Origin of the sequence: Trichocoleus sp. DQ-A2 (assembly GCF_039961915.1) — a bacterium.
Lineage (GTDB): Bacteria > Cyanobacteriota > Cyanobacteriia > Cyanobacteriales > FACHB-T130 > FACHB-T130.
In genome coordinates this window covers 12,750-39,235 of sequence record NZ_JAMPKD010000025.1, presented here as the reverse complement: position 1 = coordinate 39,235, position 26,486 = coordinate 12,750, and the positions used below count along the sequence as shown (strand labels likewise).

17 protein-coding genes are annotated in these 26,486 nt (G+C 47.9%); 9 read left to right on the top strand and 8 right to left on the bottom strand.

Annotated elements, in window-relative coordinates; all coding sequences use genetic code 11:
• Positions 1-49 precede the first annotated feature (49 nt).
• A complete protein-coding gene (locus NC997_RS21705) occupies positions 50-5,464 on the top strand; it encodes an ATP-binding sensor histidine kinase (RefSeq protein ID WP_190529650.1) in 5,415 nt (1,804 codons plus the stop codon).
• Here NC997_RS21705 and NC997_RS21700 read toward each other — a convergent pair.
• The 3 genes from NC997_RS21700 to NC997_RS21690 form a co-directional block, all read right to left on the bottom strand.
• Entirely contained in the window at positions 5,417-5,677 is a 261-nt protein-coding gene (locus NC997_RS21700; protein ID WP_348257824.1) for a hypothetical protein, read from the bottom strand. The two genes, NC997_RS21705 and NC997_RS21700, sit on opposite strands and share 48 nt — an antisense overlap.
• 243 nt (positions 5,678-5,920) lie before the next feature.
• A complete protein-coding gene (locus NC997_RS21695; protein WP_339380513.1) occupies positions 5,921-6,211 on the bottom strand; it encodes a hypothetical protein in 291 nt (96 codons plus the stop codon).
• A gap of 160 nt (positions 6,212-6,371) precedes the next feature.
• Positions 6,372-7,040, bottom strand: coding sequence for a DUF1614 domain-containing protein (locus NC997_RS21690; RefSeq protein WP_190529733.1), 669 nt, complete (start codon positions 7,038-7,040; stop codon positions 6,372-6,374).
• Between the two features lie 431 nt (positions 7,041-7,471).
• Here NC997_RS21690 and NC997_RS21685 point away from each other — a divergent pair, with 431 nt between their 5' ends.
• From NC997_RS21685 to NC997_RS21670, 4 genes are all read left to right on the top strand, one after another.
• Positions 7,472-8,080, top strand: a complete 609-nt coding sequence (locus NC997_RS21685; protein WP_190529648.1) for an Hsp20/alpha crystallin family protein — start codon at positions 7,472-7,474, stop codon at positions 8,078-8,080.
• Between the two features lie 405 nt (positions 8,081-8,485).
• Positions 8,486-8,770 (top strand): hypothetical protein, encoded by a 285-nt coding sequence (locus NC997_RS21680; RefSeq protein ID WP_190412245.1) that lies wholly within the window; start codon positions 8,486-8,488, stop codon positions 8,768-8,770.
• A gap of 470 nt (positions 8,771-9,240) precedes the next feature.
• Positions 9,241-10,323 carry a glycosyltransferase family 4 protein gene (locus NC997_RS21675; RefSeq protein WP_190529646.1) on the top strand — a complete coding sequence of 361 codons (1,083 nt, stop codon included), beginning with the start codon at positions 9,241-9,243 and terminating at the stop codon, positions 10,321-10,323.
• A 367-nt stretch (positions 10,324-10,690) separates the two neighbouring features.
• Positions 10,691-14,200 (top strand): tetratricopeptide repeat protein, encoded by a 3,510-nt coding sequence (locus NC997_RS21670; protein WP_190529645.1) that lies wholly within the window; start codon positions 10,691-10,693, stop codon positions 14,198-14,200.
• A 7-nt stretch (positions 14,201-14,207) separates the two neighbouring features.
• On the opposite strand, the gene NC997_RS21665 is transcribed toward NC997_RS21670, so the two are convergent.
• Positions 14,208-14,420, bottom strand: coding sequence for a hypothetical protein (locus NC997_RS21665; RefSeq protein WP_190412242.1), 213 nt, complete (start codon positions 14,418-14,420; stop codon positions 14,208-14,210).
• A 423-nt stretch (positions 14,421-14,843) separates the two neighbouring features.
• On the opposite strand from NC997_RS21665, the gene NC997_RS21660 reads away from it, so the two are divergent.
• Complete coding sequence (locus NC997_RS21660; protein ID WP_190529643.1) at positions 14,844-17,321, top strand: glycoside hydrolase family 31 protein; 2,478 nt, start codon at positions 14,844-14,846, stop codon at positions 17,319-17,321.
• A 36-nt stretch (positions 17,322-17,357) separates the two neighbouring features.
• On the opposite strand, the gene NC997_RS21655 is transcribed toward NC997_RS21660, so the two are convergent.
• The 3 genes from NC997_RS21655 to NC997_RS21645 all read right to left on the bottom strand — a co-directional run bounded on the left by NC997_RS21655 (position 17,358) and on the right by NC997_RS21645 (position 19,891).
• Complete coding sequence (locus NC997_RS21655) at positions 17,358-18,233, bottom strand: phosphatase PAP2 family protein (RefSeq protein WP_190529641.1); 876 nt, start codon at positions 18,231-18,233, stop codon at positions 17,358-17,360.
• 138 nt (positions 18,234-18,371) lie between these two features.
• Positions 18,372-18,593, bottom strand: a complete 222-nt coding sequence (locus NC997_RS21650; RefSeq protein ID WP_190529639.1) for a hypothetical protein — start codon at positions 18,591-18,593, stop codon at positions 18,372-18,374.
• Positions 18,548-19,891 carry an erythromycin esterase family protein gene (locus NC997_RS21645; RefSeq protein ID WP_190529731.1) on the bottom strand — a complete coding sequence of 448 codons (1,344 nt, stop codon included), beginning with the start codon at positions 19,889-19,891 and terminating at the stop codon, positions 18,548-18,550. Before NC997_RS21645 ends, NC997_RS21650 begins: the two co-directional genes overlap by 46 nt.
• A gap of 386 nt (positions 19,892-20,277) precedes the next feature.
• On the opposite strand from NC997_RS21645, the gene glpK reads away from it, so the two are divergent.
• Entirely contained in the window at positions 20,278-21,798 is a 1,521-nt protein-coding gene (glpK, locus tag NC997_RS21640) for a glycerol kinase GlpK (RefSeq protein ID WP_190529637.1), read from the top strand.
• A gap of 262 nt (positions 21,799-22,060) precedes the next feature.
• Here glpK and NC997_RS21635 read toward each other — a convergent pair whose 3' ends face one another.
• On the bottom strand, positions 22,061-22,843 hold the full coding sequence (locus tag NC997_RS21635) for an SAM-dependent chlorinase/fluorinase (RefSeq protein ID WP_190529635.1): 783 nt from the start codon (positions 22,841-22,843) through the stop codon (positions 22,061-22,063).
• Positions 22,844-23,142: 299 nt separating this feature from the next.
• Between NC997_RS21635 and NC997_RS21630 the strand changes: the two genes are divergently transcribed.
• Both NC997_RS21630 and NC997_RS21625 read left to right on the top strand, forming a co-directional pair.
• Positions 23,143-25,635 (top strand): glycoside hydrolase family 15 protein, encoded by a 2,493-nt coding sequence (locus tag NC997_RS21630; protein ID WP_190529633.1) that lies wholly within the window; start codon positions 23,143-23,145, stop codon positions 25,633-25,635.
• Positions 25,636-25,753: 118 nt separating this feature from the next.
• Positions 25,754-26,485, top strand: coding sequence for a pentapeptide repeat-containing protein (locus tag NC997_RS21625; RefSeq protein WP_190529631.1), 732 nt, complete (start codon positions 25,754-25,756; stop codon positions 26,483-26,485).
• Position 26,486: the final 1 nt, after the last annotated feature.

The following is a 26,486-nucleotide window of genomic DNA, read 5'->3' as shown; positions in this document are numbered from 1 at the left end:
CATTTTAGGGAATCCTAGGAATAAAGTTAAAGCTCGCTTTTTAAACCTAATGACTCCTCTAGTACAGCAATTCCCAAAACTTTCTGGCTATACCTTGGTTGAGCAACTGTATCTAGGTTCTAGGACAGCTGTCTATCGAGGAGTGCAAAGGTTACAGCAATGTCCGGTGGTGATTAAGACACTGCGGCACGAATATCCTAGCTTCAGCGAATTGGTGCAGTTTCGCAATCAGTATGCGATCGCAAAAAATCTCGACATTCCAGGCATTGTCCAACCGATGAGTCTAGAACCCTATGCTCATGGCTATGCCTTGGTGATGGAAGACATTGGTGGCATCTCTCTACGTCATTACATCCAGACTTCCCCGCTGACGGTTGAACAATTCTGGCCAATTGCTCTGCAAATTGTGGATGTCCTCCACCAGCTCTATCAGCAACGAATTATTCACAAAGACATTAAACCCGCCAACATTCTGATTCAACCCGAAACTGGGCAGATTAAGCTGATTGACTTTAGCATTGCTTCCCTGTTACCCCGCGAAACCCAAGAAATTCAAAATCCCAACATTCTAGAAGGCACCCTAGCCTATATCTCACCAGAACAAACCGGGCGGATGAACCGGGGGATTGACTATCGCAGCGATTTCTATTCTTTGGGAATTACCTTTTTTGAACTGCTCACAGGACAGTTACCGTTCCCAGCTGACGAGCCAATGGAAATGGTTCATGCCCATATAGCGAAGCAACCCCTCTCTGTCTGCGATCTCAACCCAGATTTGCCCATCCTGCTCGGTGAAATCCTTCGCAAACTGATGGCTAAGAATGCGGAAGAGCGCTATCAAAGTGCCCTCGGTCTTAAGCACGATCTAATGAGATGCCAGCAAGAGTATGGTGTTGCGAACAAACACGCCTGGTTTAACTTAGGTGAACGGGATATCAGCGATCGCTTTTTGATCCCCGAAAAACTTTACGGACGAGAACAAGAAGTTCAAACCTTGCTCGATGCATTCGGTCGAGTTGCCAACGGAGCCTCCGAACTGATGCTGGTAGCCGGTTTTTCCGGCATTGGCAAAACCGCCGTCGTCAATGAAGTGCATAAGCCGATTGTGCGTTGGCATGGCTATTTCATCAAAGGTAAATACGACCAGTTCAACCGCAATCTTCCCTTTAGCGCCTTTGTCCAAGCCTTCCGCGACCTGATGGGTCAACTGCTGAGCAATGATGACGTGCAGTTGCAAGAGTCGAAAGCGAAGATCCTGGCAGCAGTGGGTGACAATGGTCAGGTGCTGATCGAGGTAATTCCTGAACTCGAACAGGTACTTGGCTCGCAACCCCCTGTACCCGAACTCTCTGGTAGCGCCGCTCAGAACCGTTTCAATCTGCTGTTCCAGAAGTTCATCACCGTGTTCACCACCCCAGAGCATCCACTGGTCATTTTCCTGGATGACTTGCAGTGGGCTGATTCGGCCTCTCTGAACCTGCTCAAACTCCTGCTAACCGAGCGCGATGCCTACGGCGGCAAGCAACGCGGTTATCTGTTCATCATCGGAGCCTATCGGGATAACGAAGTGTTCCCGACTCACCCCTTGATGCTGATGCTCGATGAGGTCAAAAAAGCTGAAACCCCGATCCATACCCTCACCCTGGAACCCCTGAGCCAAGCGGATGTGAATCAGTTAACGGCAGATACGCTGAGTTGCTCGATTGAATTAGCTCAGCCATTGACAGAGTTGGTCTGTCAAAAAACCAAGGGAAATCCCTTCTTCCTCACCCAATTTCTCAAAGCCCTGCATGAGGACGGCTATATTTCGTTTGATTCCCAGGCAGGACATTGGCAGTGCGACTTAGCAACGGTGAAGTTACTCGCGCTCACGGATGATGTCGTTGAGTTCATGGCACTTCAGTTGCAAAAATTACCTGCTGCAACCCAGACTGCTTTGAAGCTGGCAGCTTGCATTGGCGCTCAGTTCGATTTGGCAACCTTGGCGATTGTCAATGAGCGATCGCCCGAAGATACCGCCATCGACCTCTGGAAAGCCTTGCAAGAAGGCGTGATTTTACCGATTGCCGAGGTCTATAAGTTTTATCAGCCGTCACCACTTCAGGTGGCAGAAGTCAACCAGTCAGCAACCTTTAACTGTTCTTATCGCTTTCTCCACGACCGCGTTCAGCAAGCTGCCTATTCTCTCATCCCTAACGAGCAAAAACAGACGACTCATTACCAAATCGGACAACTGTTGCTGCAACAAGTTTCCCCAGCCGCCAGAGAAGAACGCATTTTTGAAATCGTCAATCAGTTGAACTATGGCACGACGCTGGTTGAGGCACAACAGGAACGGGACGAACTCGCCCAACTCAACCTCATGGCTTGCCGCAAGGCCAGACTGGCAACCGCCTATCAAGCCGCCCGCGAATATGCCACCGTAGGGCTGCAACTGCTAGGAACAGATGCTTGGCACCGGCAGTATGAAATGACCCTATCCTTGCACGACTTAGCTGCCGAGGTTGCTTTCTTGGTGGGCGATTTTGAGCAGATGGATCGGTGGATTGAAGCGGTAATTCATCATGCGAAAACGCCTTTAGAACAGGTGCAAGTCTATCAAGTCAAAATCCAGGCATTAGTCGCCCGCAATCAATTTGTGGAAGCGATCGCGATCGGTCAATCGGTCTTCCAAATGTTGGGCGTGAACCTGCCAGACGAAACAACGCTAGAGGATATTCGGCTCCTGAAGCAGGAAATTGATGCCTTAATTGGCGATCGCGCCATTGAGTCATTTCTTCATCTGCCCCCCATGAGCGATCCTCAGCAGCTCGCGATTATGCAAAATGCAGCGCGACTGACCCCCGTCTGCTATATGTCCGGCACAAAGCTTTATTTTCTGGTCGTAGCCCTCCAGGTTAAATTATCAATTCAGTTTGGCAATAGTCCGGTTTCCCCTTACTGCTACGCGGGTTACGCCTTTCAACTGAGGATATTGTGGGGAGACATGACCAAGGTGCCTCAGTTTGGGCAATTAGGATACCAACTCGCCTCAGAGCCAGATGCCAAAAATATTCGAGCCGCAACAGCCCTGTTAATGGGGGGATATGTGGGTCACTGGACGATCCATCTGCGAGAAACGTTGGCTATTCTGCTGGAAGGCTATCAAGCTGGATTGGAAACTGGCAATCTAGAATTTATGGGCTACGATGCCCAGTTGTACTGCTTCAATGCTTATTGGTGCGGTCAACCGCTCGCTGAACTCGAACCTCAAATTCGCGCCTATTACCAACAGTTGTGCGACCTCCACCAAGTCACGGCAGCAAACTGTGTTTTGGCTTACTGGCAAGCGGCTCAAATTCTTTTGGGTGAGTCAGAGGAAGAGATTCTCCTACGCCAGGATGCCTATGAAGAACAAGTTCTGGATGAGGCAAAAGTCGATTTTTATCGACTATCTTTCTTTTACCTGTATCGATTCACATTGAATTACTGGCTGGAAGACTTTGCCAGAGCGGAACACGATGCCACTCAAACCCGACAGTATTTAGCCGGAGGGATGGGAAGTACCGTTGAACCGATCTTATATTTCTATGATTCTCTGACCGTGCTGGCGACTCCCCCGGAATCGATGTTGGAGTCAGAACCTAGATGGCAGCGAATGCAAGAAAATCAAGCCAAGCTAAAAGAGTGGGCAGATTATGGCCCCATGAATTACTTGCACAAATATCATCTAGTAGAAGCTGAAAAACATCGCGTTCTCGATCGCAAAACGGAAGCGATAGAACTGTATGACCTAGCGATCGCCGGTGCCAAAGCCAATGGCTACCCTCAGGAAGCAGCTCTTGCCAATGAACTGGCGGCAAAATTCTACCTGGCTTGGAACAAAGAGCGGATCGCCCAAGCTTATATAATTGAAGCCTATTATGGCTATGCTCGCTGGGGGGCGAAAGCCAAACTCGCCGACTTAGAAACTCGCTATCCTCAACTGCTGGCTCCCATCCTCCAACAAACGCAGACACTATTCTCTATCGACGAAACCGTATTTGCCACTGGAACTGTCACCGCTACGAATACTTCTTCCACCAGTATTTCTGATTCCCTGGATCTGCTTGCCATCCTCAAAGCTTCCCAAACTCTTTCTAGTGAAATTGAGCTTGAGCAGTTAATTGGTACTCTTTTACTTACGGTAATACAAACCTCAGGGGCGACGCAGTGCGCTTTGATGTTGAGTGAGGAACAAAATCTCACGGTTCAGGCTAAGGCAGAGCTTACGGGATCGGGTCAAATCGAAACGCAGATTCTGCATCCGGCGCAGTCGCTTGTCGATAGCGGTATAGTGCCCATCAGTCTGGTCACAAAAGTCAAACGCAACTTGCAGTCTGCCGTGATTCCCAACGCCGTGCAAGAGCCGCTATTGATCGGTGATGTGTATATTCAAAACCAACAGCCCAAGAGTCTGCTGTGCAGCCCCATTCTGCAACAAGGCAAGTTGCTGGGTATGGTCTATCTGGAAAATAATCTGGCAACAGGAGCCTTTACCCGCGATCGCGTTAAGTTGCTGAATCTGCTCTGTGCCCAAGCTGCGATTTCCCTGGAGAATGCTCGCCTCTATCGGCAAGCCCAAGCCTATGCTCAACAGCTAGAAGAATCTCAGCTTCAGATTGTCCAAAACGAAAAAATGGCGACTTTGGGTAACTTGGTGGCAGGAGTTGCTCACGAAATTAATAACCCAGTCGGCTTCCTCAACGGCAGTATTAATAATGCCAAAGATTATGTAAAAGACCTGCGTGAGTATTTAGACACCTACCAGCAGCACCAGCCGCCTACTGGTTTGGTAGCTGAATTGGCCCAAGAAATTGACCTAGAGTTTCTATTGGAGGATTTACCCAAGTTAATTGACTCAATGCAAGGAGCGACCGATCGCATCAAAGGCATCAGCACCAGTCTGCGTACCTTCTCTCGTGCCGATACGGAACACAAAGTTAGCGCCAAGCTGCACGAAGGGTTAGATAGTACGCTGTTAATTCTCAAGTATCGACTCAACGCGAATGAAAATCGGCCTGCCATTAAAGTTATCCGAAACTACGGTGAAATCCCTGAAATTGATTGCTTCCCCGGTCAGCTTAACCAGGTGTTTATGAACATTTTGGCTAATGCGATTGATATGTTCGATGAAATGGCACAGCAAACAACCTTTGAAAAATTAGAACATCATCCCCAACAGATCGCGATTCAAACTGCATTATTACCAGAACAAAATACGGTTGAAATTCGCATTAATGATAATGGTAAAGGCATGAATGAGGAAGTTAAAACTAAGATTTTCGATCATTTGTTTACCACTAAAGAGGTTGGCAAGGGAACGGGGTTAGGCTTAGCGATTGCTCGTCAGATTGTGCTAGAGAAACATGATGGTCGGCTGGAAGTCCAGTCGGAGTTAGGGCAAGGCACTGAGTTTTCCATCTTCCTCCCGGTTCGGGGTTAAGTCATCCATCCTGCTTGAAACGCTGTAAATCAACCACCGCTGTGGCGCAGTACAACCACTCTGTTGCAGCGGAAAGTTTAGATATCTTGGTGTAGATGCAAAGGCGATCTGCTGCCGCTGAACACGACCGTTGTACAGCTTAAATTCTGGGTTTTGGCTGCTGAAGCAGGGACTTTCGCCACTAGGGTTCAAAGTGACAGCACAAATCGTCAATGTGCCAGAAAAGTTCTTCTGGCACTAGATAGGGGAGGAACTAGCTGAATTATAGATTTAACTCATTTGAGCTTACACGTCTCCTCCTTTTCTTATCCCAAACTCAGGTTGATTTAAACTCCAACGTTCGCCAAATCAAAGCGATAAAAAGCAAAAAACCCCAGTACCCATTTGGAGTGTACTGAGGAGCGAGTTCTTTCGAGTCCGATTATTTTTTATCTAGAGTCCCGTTGGCTTTGTTCTCTACATTACAGCCGAAATTTGCTCCACTAACGAAAGCCGTCCTTTACACGCGGCGCGAAGGAGACGGTCGATGACATCTCTCTCTTCTTCACCTAGCGAATCATCAAGTAGCGCTGCCATAAGTCCGTAGCGGTCAGCAAGCGTCAGGGAACCAGAATAAGTAACTTGAGCGAATAACTCAGAGAGGGCGGTGGGGAGAAGTTGGATAGAAGGCATCGTTTGGGACTTGAACTCGATATCTATAATATCGGTGAATTTCCGGTTGTCATTGGTGATGCGATGGGATAGCAAAAAGTGATTCTTTTAGCCGCCTCTTGTGATTCAAATCACAAGAAATGGCGAACTCAATCGCAGCCCGAGTACGATCTGGGTCACTTCATGGCTTCCTGGCTAAAACTCCACTTTGGTGCTGAATGAGACTCCTAGGGCTGAAGCAGCTGGGAGTGTCAATTTAAGTCAACAGCAAGGCAAAAAGACCGCATAAAGCAATGCCATCAAAGACTCCGGCTCCGCCGATACTTAGCACTCCTGGTGTCATTGCTTGAATTTCCTTCAGATGCAGCAAATCCGCACCAATCAACGTTCCCAATACGCCCCCAGCAAACGCGACAGGAGCAGCATGAACCCCTGCAATCACAATGGCAGACAGCGCAGCGGTCAGGGGAGCCAGTAATGGACTCATTTGAATACCAATTCCCGGCACCACTTTTGCCCCGTAGTAGCTAACCAGCGTGACAATTGCAGTCACTAGGACAATGAAAAGCGGATCTGCACGGGTAAATTGGTACAGCGCCACAACTAGCGGAATTAATCCACCCCCCACATTTAAAGCTACGACAGTTGAACGCCGCACTTTCCTCAGAGGAATCCCCCAGAATTGCCTTAACCAGAAGGAGGTAAAGTCATCGAGCAAGTCAGCTTGGGATTCCACTCGATAGAGGGGGATATTGATAGTGCTGCCCAGAATAACTGCTGTTAGTAATAAAACAGCCATACCGGGAGAAAATCCTAGCTTGGCTACCGCAATTTGCACCACATCCACCGCTAAAGCAAACCAAAGAAAAGGTAGTAGCAGCAGGAACAGGATAAATAGAAGTAGGGAGACTGGAAGATAAATCATAAACATCTGGGAGAAGGATTCCTCGTTAGAGTCCTTCACGCTGTCGCTATTGTATAAATTTAGAGAAAATCCAGTGAGACGGTGTTGACCACCTTAATCATTGGTTATTGCCGTACACGAGCAGGAAAGACTCGTGGTTATGCGCCCCTACGATATGGGTGGAAAGCATTACTTACTAGGTAGGGTTTTCCCTAATGACAAAACTTTTTGGATAGAACAATATTAGATTAAGGCAAGTAAATAAGTCTGGTGACTAAAAGCTGCTTTCTCAAAGTAATTAGCAGTGTACCCAGTCACTGAAAAAGACTATTTTCTTGCCTCAGGTAAAGCAGCTTCTCCATATTAAGTAATCGCAATCAAAGAAGCTGTGCGCGAGTCTACCAAACAATAACGTTGAGTGAGTTAAGTCTATAACGGAGGTAACTGAACGTATGGCACTAATACGTTGGCAACCATTCCGCGAAATAGAAACCTTACGCCGTCAATTTGACGAACTGTTTGAGGAACTTGCAAGAGGCAACCGCGAGTCTGAGATGACTTGGACGCCTTTGATTGAACTTCAAGATATGGATAACAACCTCATTTTTAGGGCGCAACTCCCTGGTTTAGAAGCTAAGGATATCGATGTCCAAGTGACTCGTGATGCAGTTTCAATTTCGGGGGAACACCGCTCTGAAAACAAGGTTGAAGAGAAAGGATATTTCCGCTCAGAATTTCGCTACGGTAAATTCCAACGGATGATTCCTTTGCCGGTTCATATCCAAAACGAGCGGGTACAAGCTGACTTCCAGAATGGCGTTTTAACGCTGACGCTTCCTAAGGTGGAAGAAGCACAACGCCGAGTAGTCAGACTTAATTTGGGTGAAAGCCAAGGCGCTGGAAGCGTTAGCGTAGCCATGCGCGATCGCGCGATAGCGATGCCAAAGGAAATCGCTGGAGCAAATGCTTCCACAACTGCTTCAACAACTGTAGAAGCGAACAGCGAACAAGGTAACGGTCATAACGACCAAGCTCAAGCTGAATCAGCGATCGCTTGCTAATTAACGCTCTTTGCATCCTCCATTCCTCCTGAGAGACATGGCAGCAGACGGGAGCAATTCCGTCTGTTGCTGAAACGACAACTAACCGCGATCGCAATCACTGCAAGTGCGATCGCGGTTAATTTTTTCACATAACAGCTTTGTGCATTCCCACAAGTTAAAGGATTATTCCAATTTGTCTGTTGAGTGCTGCTTCAATCGCCGCATCAGTGGCTTGAACTGAGATTTTGAAATACACACCCACAGCAGCCTTCAATCTCCAGCAGTGTTGCAGCTGCTCATCAAAGCGTGGTGCGGTTGCATCTCCCTGAATCCAGGTTAAGCCTGGTTCTTTACGAAGACGAAAATTCAGGGAATAATTAGAGAAATACAGATGAGGAAAATTTTTAGTTCGGTAGAAATACTATGCTGAGAATTGCGATCGTAGCTCTATTAACTTTGGAGATAGTGTTATTGTCTGCGTTAGCGCTATCTCCAGCTAACGCGACTAGCAGTGACTTTGAAAATTACATCTGGAGCTTTGCAGATGTAGGCAGCCATCAAGTTGTTTGTAAGAAGATTGTGATGCATCCGGAGAAACAGTTGCACTCCGGAGAATCTGGCAGACAAGTTGTAAAGATGTCTTCTACCTCTACAGTCGTGAGTGATAGTTATTGTGCTGCCTCAACGAAACCTGTTGTGGGAAGCTAATCGGTTACTTCAATACTGAGCTGAGTGGGAGGTAACTGGAACGCACCTCACATGTTAGTTATGTTTTGCCCGATTGCTCCCGGAAAGGTATAGCAGTCCTAAATGATGCGTGAGAGCGAGATGACCGACTTCCTTAAAGAACTCGGTCATCTGTTCTGCTGATTCACAATTCCAATAGGGTTGTTATAGCGCCAGATAAAAAGAGATTATTACGCGCAGAATTCTCATAATACAAGTATTTTAATTCTCAAAATAATATCTCAAATTTTATATTTTTTGGGTTCGGATATCTCTACCTTCTTAATTCCAAGTTTCCGCCTAAAGTAGCATTTACAAAACTAAATATTCTTTATTAAAATTTTGTAAAGTAATTTCCTCTGTTTAGAAAATCCTTCACAAGGAATAAAACATCTATAGAACAGAGCCTCTTCTAATCTAAATTAGACCTTACTACAATTAGGAGGTTAGTGATGAGAATTGCACAGGTGGCCCCTTTATGGGAGCGTGTTCCACCTCCAGCCTATGGCGGCATTGAATTAGTTGTCGGGTTACTTTGCGATGAATTAGTCCGGCGCGGTCATGAGGTCACTTTGTTTGCATCTGGTGATTCCATCAGTCTCGCTAAATTAGAATCTGTTCATCCACAGGCACTCCGTTTAGACTCCTCAGTGAAGGAATATAGCATTTACGAAATGCTGCAATTGAGTCGAGTCTACGAGCAAGCAGATAAGTTTGATATCATTCACTCTCACATGGGCTGCGCTGCCTTGCCTTATGCGAATCTGGTAAAAACGCCTACTGTTCACACCCTGCATGGCATTTTTACCCCAGACAATGAAAAGCTGTTTATGCACGCCCGTCGTCAACCTTTCATTAGTATCTCCAATGACCAGCGGGAACCCAGACTAAATCTGAACTGCGTCGCTACAGTTTATAACGGCATCAATCCAACGATTTATGAGTTTTACCCCCAGCCGGATAACCCCCCTTACTTGGCTTTTCTAGGTCGAATCTCACCGGAAAAAGGGCCGCATTTGGCAATAGAAATTGCTAAGCGTTCTGGCTGGCACTTAAAGATGGCAGGGAAAGTGGATGTCGTTGATGTGGAATATTTTGAGCAGGAAATCAAGCCTCACATCGATGGCAAGCAGATTGAATATTTGGGTGAAGCAAACCATGTTCAAAAGAATGCATTGATGGGAGGGGCTGTTGCAACTTTGTTCCCAATTACCTGGCGCGAACCGTTTGGGTTAGTAATGATTGAATCGATGGCATCGGGAACGCCAGTGATTGCCATGAAGATGGGTTCTACGCCAGAAGTGATTGCTCACGGGAAGACAGGCTTTTTGACCCATAACGTTGAAGAAGCGATCGCTGCAATTGATAAAGCCGCCCAATTAAACCGCTACGCTTGTCGAGAACACGTGCAAACCCACTTCAGCGTCCAACAGATGACTGATGGTTACGAAGCAGTTTATCAACAAATCTTGGCAGAGCGCTTTTCGCAAAATGGTCACGTCCGCAGTCAATCTAAATTGCGTAGCACCCATTAATCGCTAATCGTTTTGAGGAATCTTACAGGGAGGAGGAAGCTTTTACCATCCAAACTGTAAGTCTTGATTTCTCAATTCAGTTCAGTTAAGAGCGAATCGCAGTTTAAGAATTTTAATTGCCCTAAAACTTGTTATCATTTCGCCTTGTTGCTGTTAAGTGAGCCGACTTAAGAAGAATTTCGCTGAATTAAGTTGTATGCAATTTCGCGTCTCTACAAATGCCCTTCGACTTAGCAATGGTGCAAGCTATGAGCTTTGCCACTAACCGGAGTGCTTGATAATTGAGCAAATTTTTACATAACTGTGGCTCAGATAAAGATATAGATAAGGGAGCAAGCCATCTACCAAGCGGCAAGAGGACTTCCCAATGCACTACCGTCTTAGATACCTCAGCTTTACTACTGCGACTCTACTACTTTCGGTAACATTTCCCCTTTTACCGCTTACCTCAAACTTTGAGCCGCTGGTAGTTCAGGCACAAACGACCCAAGATAGAAATGCTAAGGCGAAGCGGCTGAACGAAGAGGGACTTCAGCAATTAGACAGGGGACAATTTCAAGAAGGCTTAGAGAAATTCCAGCAGGCTTTAGCGATTAATCGAGAAATTGGCGATCGCAAAGGCGAGGGAGTCAGCCTCAACAACATTGGGCTAGCTTACAATAACTTGGATCGATATCCCAAAGCTTTAGAGTTTTATCAACAAGCTTTAGCGATTTTTATGGAAAGTCGGGACAAGGCGGAGGAAGGTAACACTCGCAGTAACATCGGGTTAGTTTACCGCAAACTGAGTCAGTACCCCAAAGCCCTAGAGTTTTATCAGCAAGCCTTAGCCATTCGCAGAGAAATTGATGACAAGGCAGGGATAGGGACAACCCTTAACAATATGGGGGCAGTTTACAACAGCCTTGGAGAGTACCCCAAAGCCCTAGAGTTCTATAACCAAGCCTTAGATATTCGTAGAAAAATTGGCGATAAGAGGGGGGAAGGGACAACCCTCGGTAACATTGGGGGAGTTTACAAGCAGTTGGGACAGTACCCGAAAGCCTTAGAGTTTTTTAGCCAAGCTTTAGGCATTACTAGAGAAGTTAGCAACAAAGCGGGGGAAGGGGTAAACCTCAGTAACATTGGGACAGTTTACTCCGACCTGGGACAGTACCCGAAAGCCTTAGAGTTCTTTAGCCAAGCTTTAGCTATCTTCAGTAAAATCGGTGCCAAGGCGTGGCAAGGAAACACCCTCAATACGATGGGATTAGTTTACAACAACCTGGGGCAGTACCCAAAAGCTTTGGAGTTCTATCAACAAGCTTTAGCCATTCGTCAAGAAATTGGTGATAAGGCGGGTGAAGGAGGCACTCTCAACAATATTGGGGGAGTTCACACTAATCTGGGGCAGTACTCGAAAGCCTTGGAGTTTTTTAATCAAGCTTTAGCCATTCGTCAAGAAATTGGTGACAAGCCGGGGAAAGGGGTGACTCTTAACAATATTGGGGCAGTTTATGTTGAGCTGGGGCAGTATATAAAAGCTTTGGAGTTTTATCAACAAGCTTTAGCCATTCGCAAAGAAGTTGGCGATGAGGCGGGGGAAGGGATAACTCTCAGCAATATTGGATTGGTTTACGCCAAGCTAGGACAGTACCCGAAAGCGTTGGAGTTTTATCAACAAGCTTTAGCGATTGGCAAAGAAATTGGCGACAAGGCAGGGCAAGGGGTAACTCTCAACAATATTGGGTTAGTTTACGACAACCTGGGACAGTACGAAAAAGCGTTGGAGTTTTATCAACAAGCTTTAGCGATTGGCAAAGAAATTGGCGACAAGGCAGGGGAAGCAAACACTCTCAGCAACATCGGGATAGTTCACCGCAAGTTAAATCAGTACCCGAAAGCGTTGGAGTTCTATCAACAAGCTTTAGCAATTCGCACAAAAATTGGCGATAAGGCAGGGGAAGGGACAACCCTCGATAACATGGGGGGAGTTTACTATAAACGGGGACAGTACGAAAAAGCCTTGGAGTTTTATCAACAAGCTTTAGCGATTCGCAGAGACGTTGGCGACAAGGCAGGGGAAGGGACAACCCTCAATAATATTGGGGCAGTTTACTACGACCAGAAACAGTACCCAAAAGCCTTGGAATTTTATCAACAAGCTTTATCGATTGTTAAAGAAATTGGCGACAAGCCAGGGGAAGGTTTAACCCTCAATAATATTGGTTTGCTTTTAGAAGAACAGAAACAGCCAGAATTAGCGATCGCTTTCTTGAAACAATCCGTCAATGTCACGGAAGCCATTCGCAAAGATTTAAGAAGCCTGCCAAAAGAGCAACAGCAGTCTTATACCGAAACCGTTGCAGCCACCTATCGCCGTCTTGCTGACCTTTTGCTCAAAGAAAACCGGGTACTCGAAGCGCAACGAGTCCTCGACTTGCTCAAAGTTCAAGAACTCGACGATTACCTCCGTACCGTACAAGGGAACGAAAATACAAAACCGGGGGTGGAATATTTACCTTTAGAAGAGCGACTTTTGAGTGAGTATAATACTGAATTGGCTTCTGTTGTCCAAATCGGTAAAGAACTACAGAAACTCCAGAAAATTCCCGCAAGCGATCGCACCCCTGAGCAGGAACAGCGCCGACGGCAGATTGAAACCGCTCAGCGGGCAACAACTCGAAAATTTCTCGATTTCATCGGTTCTCCCCAAATTGTCGCCCTTGTCGGGCAACTGAACCAAACTACAGGCGGCGAAAACCTCAGCCCACAAATGCTTGTAGGTTTACAGGACAATCTCAAGAAACTGGCACAAGATGCCGTTCTTCTCTATCCGCTGATTCTCGAAGACCGCCTGGAACTGGTACTCATTACCCCCTACGCGCCTCCGATTCATCAAACTGTCCCCGTCAAAAGAGAAGAACTCAACCGCACCATTGTCGATTTTCGCTCAGCTTTGAAAAATCCGAACGCGAATGCGAAAGAACCTGCCCAAAAACTCTACAATTGGCTCATTCAACCGATAGAAGCTGCCCTTAAAGAAGCGAACGCCCAGACTATTATCTATGCCCCAGACGGGCAACTGCGTTACATTCCCCTAGCGGCTTTGTATGACGGCAATCAGTGGTTGGTGCAGAAGTACCGCGTCAATAATATCACTGCCTTGAGTCTGATCGAGTGGGACAAGAAACCCCAAGCGCCTAAGATTTTAGCGGGTGCGTTCAGTCAGGGAAATTACAGCTTTCAAGTCGGCGATCGCAACTTCAACTTTGGAGGATTGCGCTTTGCAGGGAAGGAAGTCGAAAACTTGGTGGCGATGCTTCCCAGCACGACAGGTTTACTCAATCGGGACTTTAGCGAAAAGGAGATATTAGCCCGGATTAGCGATTATTCTATCCTTCACTTCGCGACTCATGCCGCTTTTGTCACGGGTAAACCAGAAGATTCGTTTATTTTATTTGGCAATGGCGATCGCGCAAATTTCCGCGATGTCGAAACTTGGCCTTTGAAAAACACCGATCTGGTCGTACTTTCTGCCTGTGAAACCGGAGTCGGCGGTCAATTAGGTGATGGGAAAGAGATTTTAGGCTTTGGGTACCTGATGCAAAAGGCGGGTGCGAGGGCGGCGATCGCGTCTTTGTGGACGGTCGATGATGGCGGTACCCAAGCACTGATGAATGCTTTCTATACCGCTTTAGAAAATGGCAATACCCCAAAAGCTGAATCCCTCCGCCAAGCACAAATCGCCTTGATTACCGGCGACTATACAGCTTTGGGTCAAGAACGGGGCATTTTTGTCGTCGAACGGATTCGAGATATACCCGGTAATGTTAGCGATCGCCTTAGCCACCCTTATTATTGGGCACCCTTCATCTTAATTGGCAATGGTCTATAAATGCCGATTACTGCTGTTCTTGCCCCGATCCGCCTTGATTCGGTCGTTGAGTCGCGGCGGCATTCTCCGGACTTTCTTCTTCGGCTCTTCTCGCATCAACACCTTCATCTAGAAGATCGGCTGGCTCTACTGAGAGGTCGGCAGCAGTATCAATCCGACCATTCGCATTCGTGTTGGGTTTTGGTGAAGTGCTTTTATGACTGGCATGACCACCTGGCATAATTTTTTCCTCAATTTAAATGAATTTATCTCTTTCAGCTTAGACTCGTCGGTTTAGAGAAATACCCTATCTTGGGGCTTAAATTTGGCTAAAAAAACCAACATTTCTGATTAGTTTCTGTTTATTCATTTCTGTCTATTTATACTCAAAAAGTATAGATAGAGACGCGACAACTCTTGTTTATACTGGCTATCTAGACGAAACCCGCTCTCAACGGCTTTCAACCCGGCTCTGCCAGAATTTGTCAACCGTGTCTTTTTAATCACCAGAATATTTTTTAGCATATTGAGATTTTAATTCAAGAGATCATACTTAGGATTGATGAGATTTCCAGGATAAATTTGCTTTTCTCTTGAAGAGTTACTCGATTAAAAGATTTGTTAAATCGGTTAAAAAGATTAGCTCTGTTCTGGCATAAATACGATGAGTCTCTTCAAAGAAATATCGCTAAAGATACGTTTTGTTCTAGGATCGCTGCTCTATGTGAGTTATATGCCGCAGGCATGGGTCTATTCTCGCCAACGCGATCGCATTGAACAAGAGTTTCTCAATCCGCCAGCCGATGAGGCTTTTGACAACCCCGGAAAATTACTGCGGGGCGAGCCAAGCAATCGAGGTGCTAATTTTTACTTCGAGCAAGCAGAGTTAGAAATTTGTTTTCTGACTAGCGATTTAGTCCGAGTGGATTGGAAGCCGGGGATACCGCCGATTCCGTATGCGATCGCTCGTCAGGATTGGTCGGAAGTCGAGACGACGCTGGAAGAAACGGCGGAGGGTTGGACGGTTTCGAGCCACAATCTCACCGTTATCGTCGGAATCGATGGCAGCCTGAAATTCTGCGACGCCTCTGGGCAACCCTTACGGGAAGAACTCCCGCCGCAACGAAAAGACGGGGGATGGATTCACAAAGCCCAACTGCGAGAAGAAGAACGCATTTATGGCTTGGGAGAACGCGCTTCCTCCCTCAATCTGCGTGCAGCGAAGGAGGTAACAAAGAAAGGAGAAGTTACCCAGCAACCTAAAACCTATCGGATGTGGAACTATGACGCGGCTGGGATGTATGCCCCCGGTTCAGATCCGATGTATATTTGCATTCCGGTTTATTGGGGTCTTCACTCCGCAGGCAGTTACTTGGTTTTCTATGAAAATTCTTTTAACGCTAATTTTACGTTTGCGGATGTCGCCACCGCTGACTTCGACGGAGGATCGCTGCGTTACTACTTTACTTCCGGCTCCCCAGCGGAACTACTAGAGCGTTACACGGAGTTGACGGGACGTTCTCCCCTGCCTCCCCGCTGGGCTTTGGGCTATCATCAGTCCAAGTGGGGGTATGGTACCGAAGAAGCAGTCCGAAAAGAAGCGAAGACATTTCAGGCTCATAACTTGCCGTTGAGTGCGATTCACCTGGATATTGACTGTCAGGTGGGATACCGAGCCTTCACAATTGACCCGGAACGCTTTCCCAACTTAGGAAGTTTTACGCAAGAACTGGCTGAGTTGGGGGTACAGTTTATTGCCATTCTCAACCCAGGAATCAAGTACAGCCGCCAGAGCAACTTGTTCTTGGAGGGTCAGATTCTCGATGCGTTTTGCAAACACCCCAACGGCAAGCTTGTCGTTGCCCCGGTCTGGCCTGGTTGGTCAGTTTTCCCCGATTACACGAATCCAACGGTACGCAAGTGGTGGAGTCGGCAGTATGCATACTTGCTCGATGTCGGCGTGGCGGGATTTTGGCACGACATGAACGAACCGGCTGCATTTATTCTTTGGGGCGATCGCTCTCTTCCCAAACCGACGCGGCATTTCCTGGAAGGGAGAGGTGGCGACCACCGCGAGGCGCATAACATCTACGGGTTGCTGCAAGCGGAGGCGGGATATGAAAGTCTGCGGGAACATCGACCCCATCAACGCCCGTTCATTGTTTCGCGTTCGGGTTGGGCAGGACTCCAGCGCTATGCTTGGACTTGGACGGGCGATATTGAGTGTACTTGGGCGGCGTTGCGCCAGACGGTGGCAACGGTCGTGGGGTTAGGACTATCGGGAGTTCCTTATAGTGGCCCGGATATCGGCGGTTTTCAGGGAAATCCGAGTGCTGAACTTTACCTGCGCTGGTTCCAGATGGCAAGTTTTCTGACTTTTTGCCGCACCCATTCTTCTAATAACGTTGAACACCGCACGCCGTGGACGTATGGCGAACCTTACCTGAGTATTATTCGGCAATTCTTGCAATTACGCTACCGACTGCTGCCCTACTTCTATACATTGGCTTGGGAAGCAAGCCAGAAGGGTTATTCTCCAGTTCGTCCGCTTTTCTGGGCTGACAGCGATGAATCTGCACTTTGGGATGTAGAGGATGCTTTCTTGTTGGGCGATGCACTGCTGATTTGTCCGATTGTCGAGGATAAAGCGCGATCGCGTGACGTTATCTTACCCAAGGGTCGTTGGTATCGTTTCTGGGATGATGCCGTGCTGGAGGGTTCGCAGTCGGTCAATCTGGATGCACCGCTAGAGCAGATTCCGGTGCTGGTGAGGGCGGGGAGTATTCTCCCAATGGAGGAACAGCGGCAACTGATTCTCCACCTCTATCCACCCGTGCAAGGAACCGGCGAAGCTCATCTTTACAGCGACGCCGGAGATGGATATGGAGAATCGCGGCTCGATCGGTTCCGGATGGTGCGGGACGAGAACGGTTTAGAACTGACCTGGGAAGAACAACACGGGGATTATGCTTTCCCTTACGCCAGTGTCCAAGTGCAACTTCACGGGATGGAAGTGCAGCAAGCTTGGATCGATGGGGCAGAAGTGACTTGTCAGGGGAATCGTGTGGAATGCGTTAGCGCAGCGGGAGGCGGTAGCATCCATCGCTTCCAGCAAATTCGTTTGAAAGGAGCGTTTTTTTAATCCCAATTGCCTGTTTTCAGCTTGATTGGAGAATGGCTACGTCAGTCCTGTCGATGATAGTTTCATGCGTACAAACAGTGCCGGTGCCAAGAACACGATCCACAGTGCCGCGATCGCAAACGTCACCACCTCAAGCGCCACCCCGTAAATGCCGATGAGGCGAGGCACCAGTACGAGCATGGCAAGTCCTCCCAAACCGATCGCCAGCTTCAACATTTGCTTTTGGAAGGGAAGTATATCTGGAGAGTAATGAACGTACCAATATTCCAGGGGCATTCCAATTCCCATACCCAGTGCAGCACCAAAAATTTCCCAAGCTTGGGGCAAAAAGCCGGTGAAAGGAAACACTGCAACGGGTGCGGAAAGACCGAGGATTAAGAAAAATCGAAAGGGGCGTCCGGAGAACCAGTGCAAAAGCACGAACCACAAACGCTGATAAGTCAGCACCAGGATCAGCCCGATCGACACGCCACCGAGTAAGTCTACCGGATAGTGTACGCCGAGATATAGGCGACTCAGCATCACCCCCGCAACAATACCCACCGCAACCACGATCGGGATACGATTGAACGCAGCTAACGTTCCCCACAGGGTAGTTGCAGTAACGGTGTGTCCGCTGGGAAAGGACGGTACTGTTTGTTTTTCGCGGATCTCGATCTGCGGGTCGTGCGGACGCGGCACCGGGAAGAGTGTCCAAATCAGGACGTTTGTAAAGGTTGCCCAGAGGATAATACCCAGCAAGCCGTAGGCAAGCTCTCGCCCCCAGATCCACAACACCACAGCAAAGACCACTGCGATCGCCGGAACTGTCCCTAGTATGGTGAGGGTCTTAAAGAACCAACTCCAGCTAGCCCCAAAAAAGCGCTGAACTCCAATAATCGACTCAGCACTCCACAGTACCTCAATCCCCATGCCGCAATTTTTCCGAAAAACCTAACTAAATATATTACGTTTTAGCTAAGTCGCCGTGCTGGAGGAGAATTCCACGCTTAAAATGCGGTACCAAAGTCTCAGGGAGAAGCCGTCCCTGCTCGCGGGGAAGAAGCCGATTCATAAATCTAGGGTGGGGTCTAATAACTGGCTGTTTCCTCCATCTCCTCTTTCCTCGCCTTCTCTTCGAGACGCTACACGAACGGCATGGGTCACAGGAGTATCGTCAACAGCCGGGGTTTCATCCCGACGCTGACCCTCGATCTGATAGAGGACGGGACTTCCTGCGAGGCGAGTTAAAAACCAGAGGGAAATGTCTCTGGCACTTCGTCTGTCTCCCATCCGGCACGCTCTAGTGGCTGCACTGCTTGGGTTTCGTCGAAGTGGATGATGGCGTCAAATTGGTCGGGTAGCCGTGCGTGGAAGTAATGGCTGCTCCGCTCGGTTTCGGGTCGATAGATGACACCGATCGCCCGTTCTAATCGAGGCTCCCGCAATCCTTTGATTGATGAGCCACTGTCGCGTAAGGCGAGCAGGAAGCGCGGCAAACCCGTATCGTGAAACAGCCCTTCATAACTGTCTGGGACTGCCGGACGGATGCGCTTGCGTTCGGCGGGTGCGTCCCAATTTGAGGCGGCGGTGACGGTTCCCGTGTAGGTGCTGAAGCCGACGAGTACCGCGTCGCGACCGTACTGTTCGCGCACCAGTTGACCGACGTTCAGTTCGCCGTGTGCGCTCATGTCGGTGGCGCGGGCGTCACCGAGATGGGAGTTGTGCGCCCACAGAACGACCTTAGTGCGATCGCTTTGTTTGTCCAAATGAGCGACGAGGTGTTGCAGCGTTTCTGCCATGTGGCGATCGCGCAAATTCCACGACGACACCCGACCACGAAACATTGAGCGGTAGTATTCCTCGGCGTTCTTGACCAGTCGTGCGTTCTGTTCGGCATAGAAAAATTCGTCCTCTGTCACGCGACCATCCCGATGGGCGTACTCGCTAGCACGACGTTGCAATTCTAGAAGTTGGTTGACAACTTGGCTCTCACAGGATTCCTCAACATCGAAGTTGGCGACATACCCGTAGGATTGAGCGTCTTCACCAAAGTCTTCAAAGCACGAGTAGCGGTGACGCGCCTGTTCTGCCGCCTCTGGGTCAATTTTGTCAAGGTAGTCGAGAACGGCGGCGATTGACTGGTGTAGGCTGTAGAGGTCAAGACCGTAGAAGCCAGTCTTCGTCGCATTTTCAGGGAGGGCGCTATTGTACTGGCGTAGCCAATCAATGAAGTTGACCACATCCGCGTTGCGCCACATCCAAGCGGGGAAGCGTCCAAAGCCAGAGAGTGCTTCGTTACTGGTGGTATCGTCGCTGACACCAGTGACGTAGCGGTTGACGCGGTAAGCATCGGGCCAATCGGCTTCGACAGCGATCGCTGTAAAGCCTTTTTCTTGAATCAGCCGCTTGGTAATTTCGGCTCGCGCTTGATAAAATTCATGGGTGCCGTGGGATGCCTCACCCAGCAGGACAAAGCGGGCATCGCCAATAAGTTCCATCAAGGGGTCGTAGTCAGAGGTGGCACCTGTGAGTGGGTGGGCAATGTGGCGCAGGGTATCGGTTAGCTTAGTCGGAGTCACGTCGGGCATCGCTTTCGCCCTCCTTTCAAAAATTTGCTTGGGACAGCGATCGCTACTGGGTGAATATTTATGCGATCGCATTGCTGATGAGAACTGGTTCTTGGCAGACTCTTATACTTGTGCAAAATACTTGTGCAAAGTCTCAGAACGTGGAGAGTCTACCTCCAAACTAACTGCCTCGATTTCTGCTAACTTCTACCCCAGGAAAGGCTCTGGGTGAAGTTAGTCTGTTATGAGGAATACAAAAAAGCCGAGAAACGTAGACGTTGCACGCTCAAAGTCTGATGCGTGTAGCAGCGATCGCTTTCTTGGCATTCTTGGCAACGTTTACGATCGAGACTTCGGCTTGACTCGCACGTTGAAAAACTCTCAATTTATTACTAATAAAGCTTGCAATGACTGCATCGACGCCTGCCTACGTTCTCGCCCTAGACCTCGGTACTACCGGCAACCGAGCGATCTTATTTAATGCTGACGGGATGATTGTTAGCTCTGCTTACAAAGAACTGACTCAGTATTATCCCCAACCGGGTTGGTTAGAGCATGACCCCAGAGAAATTTGGCAAGATACTTGTTGGGCGATGCAGACTGTATTGCAGAAGGCGGGCATAACGACAAAAGATATCACTGCAATTGGGTTAAGCGTGCAGAGAGAAACTTGTCTGCTGTGGGACAAAACCACGGGGCGACCTTTACATAATGCAATTGTCTGGCAAGACCGACGCACGGCACCGCTATGCAATCAACTTGCAAGTCAAGGTCACGCAGCAGATATCTACGATCGCACAGGGTTAGTATTAGATGCCTACTTTTCTGCAACTAAATTAACTTGGTTGTTGGAGGAAATTCAACGAGAACATCCCCCCATCGATTTAGAGAATGTTTTAGCAGGCACGATTGATACCTGGATTCTCTGGAACCTCACGGGCGGTAAGGTACACGCCACGGATGATAGTAACGCCAGCCGCACGATGTTGATGAATCTGGCTTCGCGGGAGTGGGATCAGACGCTACTGAATTTATTTAAAATTCCGGTTCATTTGATGCCAAAAATTCAGCCAAGTTTAGGCTTATTTGGCTACACTCAGCCGGAATTATTAGGCAGTGAGGTGCCCATTACGGCGATTTTAGGCGATCAACAAGCTTCCTTATTTGCTCATGGTTGCGATCGCCCTGGCTTATTAAAATGCACCTATGGCACTGGCTGCTTCTTAGTTACACATACCGGAGAGAAAATACAGCGATCGCGCAATCAACTCCTTTCGACTGTCGCTTGGACGCAGACAGGCAATGACGGAAAAATCCAAGTCGGTTATGGCATGGAAGGCAGTATATTTACCACTGGAGCTTGCATCCAATGGTTGCGGGATGGCATTAAACTGATTACTGCGGCTACGGATACAGAACGAATGGCGCAGCAGGTGGCGGATAACGGAGGTGTTTACTTCGTTCCGGCGTTGAGTGGTTTGGGTGCGCCGCACTGGGATATGAGTGCGAGGGGGGCATTTTTCGGCATTACAGGCGGAGTGCAGCGAGAACACATGGTCAGGGCGGTGCTAGAAGCGATCGCCTTCCAAGTCAAAGAAGTTGTACAAGCCATCAACCAAGATAGCGGCACCGACATTTCCCTGCTAAAAGTAGATGGAGGAGCTTGTCAAAATGACTTTTTAATGCAACTCCAAGCGGATGTTTTAGGAATCCCAGTAGAACGTCCAGCCGTTCTCGATGCTTCTGCACAAGGTGCCGCTTTTGCTGCTGGTTTGGCAGTTAATTTTTGGCAAGATTACGCCACATTAACCGCGAGTCGTCAAATCGACCGAACTTTTCAACCTGGTGCGGGAGTCACCCAGGCACAGGCGAATTTTACAATATGGCAAAAAGCAGTTGAAAGAGCGAAACATTGGGCGGAGGATTGAGGACTGAGGGCTGAGGGCTGAGGACTGAGGGCTGAGGGTTGAGGTTGAATAGAACTTCTTGGTTAAGATTATGTCCGGCGAATTAGACATAATTCCTCAGCATCCGGAACCCCACCCCAACCCCTCCCCGCAAGCGGAGAGGGGCTATCAACTCCCCTATTGCCCGTAAAAATAAAAAACATTTATTCCGATTCCTTCTCCTTTTAGGAGGGGGCTAGGGAGAGGTTTCAATGGGATTATTTGCCCAATCCCAGAAAAATTGTTAGATAATCTCTATCTGCGTGCCAACTGACGGACGCTTGAAGGACTCCCAGGCATTGCCACCGCGTAAGAACAGTTCGATCCAGCGTGTTTCTTCGCCTTGGGCATTTTTCCAACCGCTGCTACCGGGTGCGAAGGCTAATTGTCCGGGTTCAACGGCAAAGCTGCCATCGCTCATTGTCGCTTCTTGCTCGATGTCACCGATCCGCAAACGGATATTAGCGCGATCGCTCCCATTGCTGGCATCATATTGAATCGTTGTTTTTAAGTTGCCATAGCCGTCAATATAGGCAATTCGATTCGACGGCACATCGGGGATATCCGAAGGCTCAATCTTATCCCCTAGCGCATCTGGTTGTCCCAACGCGATCGCTGCCGCCGCTTGCGGAAACAAGTCACGAGAACGAAACTGCGAACCTTCCGCAGCAACAGCAGCCCAGCTCAATTCTGCTACATCGCGGACAAACGAGAAGGCATAGCCAGCATTCACTCCAATTACCCGCACACCCGTCGGGAGACGTGCGAAAGCCAGACGTTCACCCGCATTCCCGACACGCGCCTGTTCATCATCTTCGCGGGGCGCAACGTTGTGGTAAATAATCGTTCCCGCCGGGGCTTCATTCAAACCTAACTGGGCGATACAGAAGCCAGCAGCCAGGGTGGCAAAAGCAGGCACGGGGGTGAGGATTGGCTCAGCATCCGGTAGATAGAACCTGATACGCTGCACGACTTCCGCAAACGCAAGATCGCCAAATCCGTAATCAGCGATGATGTGGACTAGCATAAAGTTTCTTAGCTGTTGCTCTTTGCAATTTCATCCTATCGACGGGCATTTTTGAATGCTTACCGCCTTGGTATGATTTCCGAGCGATCGCCAGAAACTATCGATGCGAATAAACCCGCACCCTTTAATTTATTTCCTATCAATATTTGTTTAACTTCTAAATTCTCTCTATACCTCTTCTCTCTGCGCCTAAAGCGCTAACGCGCATGGCTTCGCTAAGGCGGTTCGCCAAACAATCAAATAAGATTGCTATATTCGACTAATCAAGTCAACTTCACCCAGTTCTCAAGGCGAATTAATTGAAAAGAATTTATTGGTTTGCAAGTGCCATTATTGTCATTTTGTTAACAACTTTTATCCTAGAAAGTAAAGTTTCTTTTCTAGGTGCCATAACCCAACAGGAAGCCTTTGGTCATCCCGGCACTTGTCCAACTTGGTCGCCTTCAACCCTCACCTTTCTCGGTACTGCCCAAAACCCAACTTCAAAAGTGTGGTTCACGGGTTTCGATGGCATCATTAGCCAGATATTTTATCCTTCGGCTGACAAAGCAGCGACGGTAGATTGGCAGTTTTTAGTAGGCGATTCGGCAAAAACTTGGGTTGATGAAGAAAAGCAGGATACTATCAGCCAGGTTAGTTTGAATAATACGCGATCGCTTTCTTGGAAGATTACCAATACGGCGAAAAACGGCAAGTATCAAATCGACAAGACAATTTTCACCGACCCCAATCACAATACTTTAATTCAGCAGGTAACATTCACCGCGCTCAGCGGAACGCTGGATAATTTTAATCTTTATACTTTGTATCATCCAGCTATTGACAATAACGGAAAAGCCACTACAGGTTACAGCACTACTTACAAGAATATTCAAATGCTGATTGCTAAAAATCCCACCAGCAATCAAGCATCGGCATTGGCGAGTTCTCTAGGTTTTAAAAAAGGCATGATGTCTTCTGGATTCGTCGGACGCAGCGACGGCTGGCAAGATCTCAAAGGCGGTGAAGTTGATAATACGATGAACTGGACTTATGAGAAGGCAACCAATGGCAACATTGCACAGATGGCAATGTTCGATCTCAGTCCTTATGCCAACCAGAAATCGGTCACTTTTAACCTGGTACTTGGCTTTGGCAACAGTGACAAAAACGCTGAATCGGAAGCCGCAGGAACCCTAAAAGATAATTTCTCTACGATGCTGTCCGCTTACAACACACAATGGAACAGCTACACCAATCATTTAAATACCTATGGCGGCACCGCAGATACTCAGTATTATGTTGCGGCAATGGTACTGAAGGCAGCGACTGACAAAGCATCGGGTGCGATGGTTGCAGGTTTGGGGAATCCGTGGGGGAACTCTAACTACTCAATTTGCACTCCATCCGGCATCGAAATGTCAGGCGGCTACCACCTCATTTGGCCTCGTGACTTGTATAAATTTGCCAGCGCCTTACTTGTTGCAGGCGACACGGCTACCCCCAAAAAAGCCCTGGATTGGTTGCTAAGCACTTTGCAACAACCAGATGGACATTTTCTTCAGAATGCCTTTGCGGATGGTACCCCTTACTGGAATGGCATTCAAATGGACGAGACGGCCTTCCCAATTATCTTGGCGTGGAAACTCGGTCGTACCGATGCAGACACCTATATCAAACACATCAAGCCAGCTGCTGATTATATTGTGAAAAATGGCCCAGTTACGGGGCAAGAACGTTGGGAAGAAAACGCAGGCTATTCTCCCGGCACCATTGCTGCGGAAATTGCGGGTTTAGTTTGTGCCGCAGATATCGCCAAAATCAACGGTGACACAACCAGCGAGAAACGCTATTTGGCAACAGCAGACTACTGGCAAGGCATGGTAGAAAACTGGACATTTACGGCTAGCGGTTCGATTGGCAATGGCAAATATTTTGAACGCATTGATGATAATGGAAATCCCAATGACGGACACATTTTACACATTGGCAACGGTGGCGGCGATCGGGATGAACGTTCTATCGTTGACAGTAGCTTTTTAGAATTAGTGCGTCATGGAGTAAAAGCTGCAAATAATCCCTATATTCTCGCCTCCCTTCCGGCGATTGATTCCACCATTAAACAAACAATTCCTGGCAAAGGAGAGGGTTGGTTTCGCTATAATCACGACGGTTATGGTGAAACATCAACGGGTGCAGATTATACAGGTGCGGGAATCGGACGGCTGTGGCCTATTTTCACTGGAGAACGCGGTCATTTTGCGATCGCGCGTGGTAACAAAGCAGACTCTTACCTGGCAACAATGCGTGCCTTTGCCAATCCTTCTTACATGATTTCCGAGCAAGTTTGGGATCTCAATGCACCCTCTGGTTATATTCCCGGAACTCCCACTAAATCAATGACTCCCCTTTCCTGGTCGATGGGAGAATACATCACGTTGCTGGCATCAAATTATACTGGCAAAGTAATGGATATGCCGGAGGTTGTCTATCAGCGCTATGTCGTCAATTCATCCAAACCGCATCAAGGCAAAACGGTAGATTATAACGAAGCTAATGCAAAAAAAGGGTTAGCTTTAACGATTTATTACAAAGGGTTATTGACCAATTCTGAACAAGTCAAACTGCACTGGGGATACAATAATTGGCAGCAAGTTACTGACAGCCTGATGATCCAGCGAGAGGATGGATTCTGGGAGACAACACTCTCTGTTCCTCCGGTAGGAACTACTTTAAATTTTGCTTTCACCGATGGAAATAATTGGGATAACAACGGGGGGAACAACTGGAATGAAACTATCTCAAATTCTTAAATCTGAATATGTCTATTGATTGATGTCCACTCCGGGTGTGTTAGCTAGGGTATTTAAAGGATATACAAAAGTTTTATCGATTTGAATGCCCCTTGAATAAAATTGCTTAAAACACCGGATGAAAGACTTAATCCGAAATTTATTATCATTCTCCAGCAACCGGATTAGTAGTTCTGGAGGCCGGGTAACGCAAGATATGCTCTTATTCGACTCCTTATATGCTGCCCAAGAAATTGCTTTTATTCTCGGCGGTGAATGGGATGGTTGTAATGGGGTGGTATTGCCTAAAAAAGACGAATTAGCGGTTAACACGGCGGCTAAATTAGTCGGGGCGCAATGGTGCTATTGTGAAGACAAAAGTGCCATTTTAATCAAATTTGCTGCTGATGATCTGAAGCGGCGTTATGCAGCCGGAGAAAGGTATTTTATCAATGCTAACTTGAGAGGTGCTTGGCTTTGTGAGTGCTTATTGAGCGAAGCTAACCTGAGTTGGGCAAAACTGAATTTAGCGAACTTAAGCAGAGCAAACCTAAGTAAAGCGGAGTTAAGTAAGGCAGATTTGAGTGAAGCGAATTTGAGCGAAGCAAATCTGAGTACAGCTAACCTAACGAGAACCAATCTAGCGAAGGCTAACTTGCGGCTGGCAGATTTACGAGGGGCAAATTTGAGTAAAGCTTTCTTGAGTGAAGCGAACCTCAGTGAAGCCGATTTAAGGGGAGCAAATTTAGAACTTGCCGACTTAAGAGGCGCAGATTTGAGTGGAACGAACCTGAGTGGGGTCAACTTGAAAGAGGCCAAGGTGATTGAAGCAGATTTGGCAAGAGCAACCCTAGCGAATGATTCAATTTGAG

Bases quoted from the DNA above. Each gene is read 5' to 3' on its own strand.
- NC997_RS21705 (WP_190529650.1), top strand. From the start codon at position 50: ATGACTCCTCTAGTACAGCAATTCCCAAAACTTTCTGGCTATACCTTG.
- NC997_RS21690 (WP_190529733.1), bottom strand. From the start codon at position 7,040: ATGATTTATCTTCCAGTCTCCCTACTTCTATTTATCCTGTTCCTGCTG.
- NC997_RS21685 (WP_190529648.1), top strand. From the start codon at position 7,472: ATGGCACTAATACGTTGGCAACCATTCCGCGAAATAGAAACCTTACGC.
- NC997_RS21680 (WP_190412245.1), top strand. From the start codon at position 8,486: ATGCTGAGAATTGCGATCGTAGCTCTATTAACTTTGGAGATAGTGTTA.
- NC997_RS21675 (WP_190529646.1), top strand. From the start codon at position 9,241: ATGAGAATTGCACAGGTGGCCCCTTTATGGGAGCGTGTTCCACCTCCA.
- NC997_RS21670 (WP_190529645.1), top strand. From the start codon at position 10,691: ATGCACTACCGTCTTAGATACCTCAGCTTTACTACTGCGACTCTACTA.
- NC997_RS21665 (WP_190412242.1), bottom strand. From the start codon at position 14,420: ATGCCAGGTGGTCATGCCAGTCATAAAAGCACTTCACCAAAACCCAAC.
- NC997_RS21660 (WP_190529643.1), top strand. From the start codon at position 14,844: ATGAGTCTCTTCAAAGAAATATCGCTAAAGATACGTTTTGTTCTAGGA.
- NC997_RS21655 (WP_190529641.1), bottom strand. From the start codon at position 18,233: ATGGGGATTGAGGTACTGTGGAGTGCTGAGTCGATTATTGGAGTTCAG.
- NC997_RS21650 (WP_190529639.1), bottom strand. From the start codon at position 18,593: ATGGGAGACAGACGAAGTGCCAGAGACATTTCCCTCTGGTTTTTAACT.
- NC997_RS21645 (WP_190529731.1), bottom strand. From the start codon at position 19,891: ATGCCCGACGTGACTCCGACTAAGCTAACCGATACCCTGCGCCACATT.
- glpK (WP_190529637.1), top strand. From the start codon at position 20,278: ATGACTGCATCGACGCCTGCCTACGTTCTCGCCCTAGACCTCGGTACT.
- NC997_RS21635 (WP_190529635.1), bottom strand. From the start codon at position 22,843: ATGCTAGTCCACATCATCGCTGATTACGGATTTGGCGATCTTGCGTTT.
- NC997_RS21625 (WP_190529631.1), top strand. From the start codon at position 25,754: ATGAAAGACTTAATCCGAAATTTATTATCATTCTCCAGCAACCGGATT.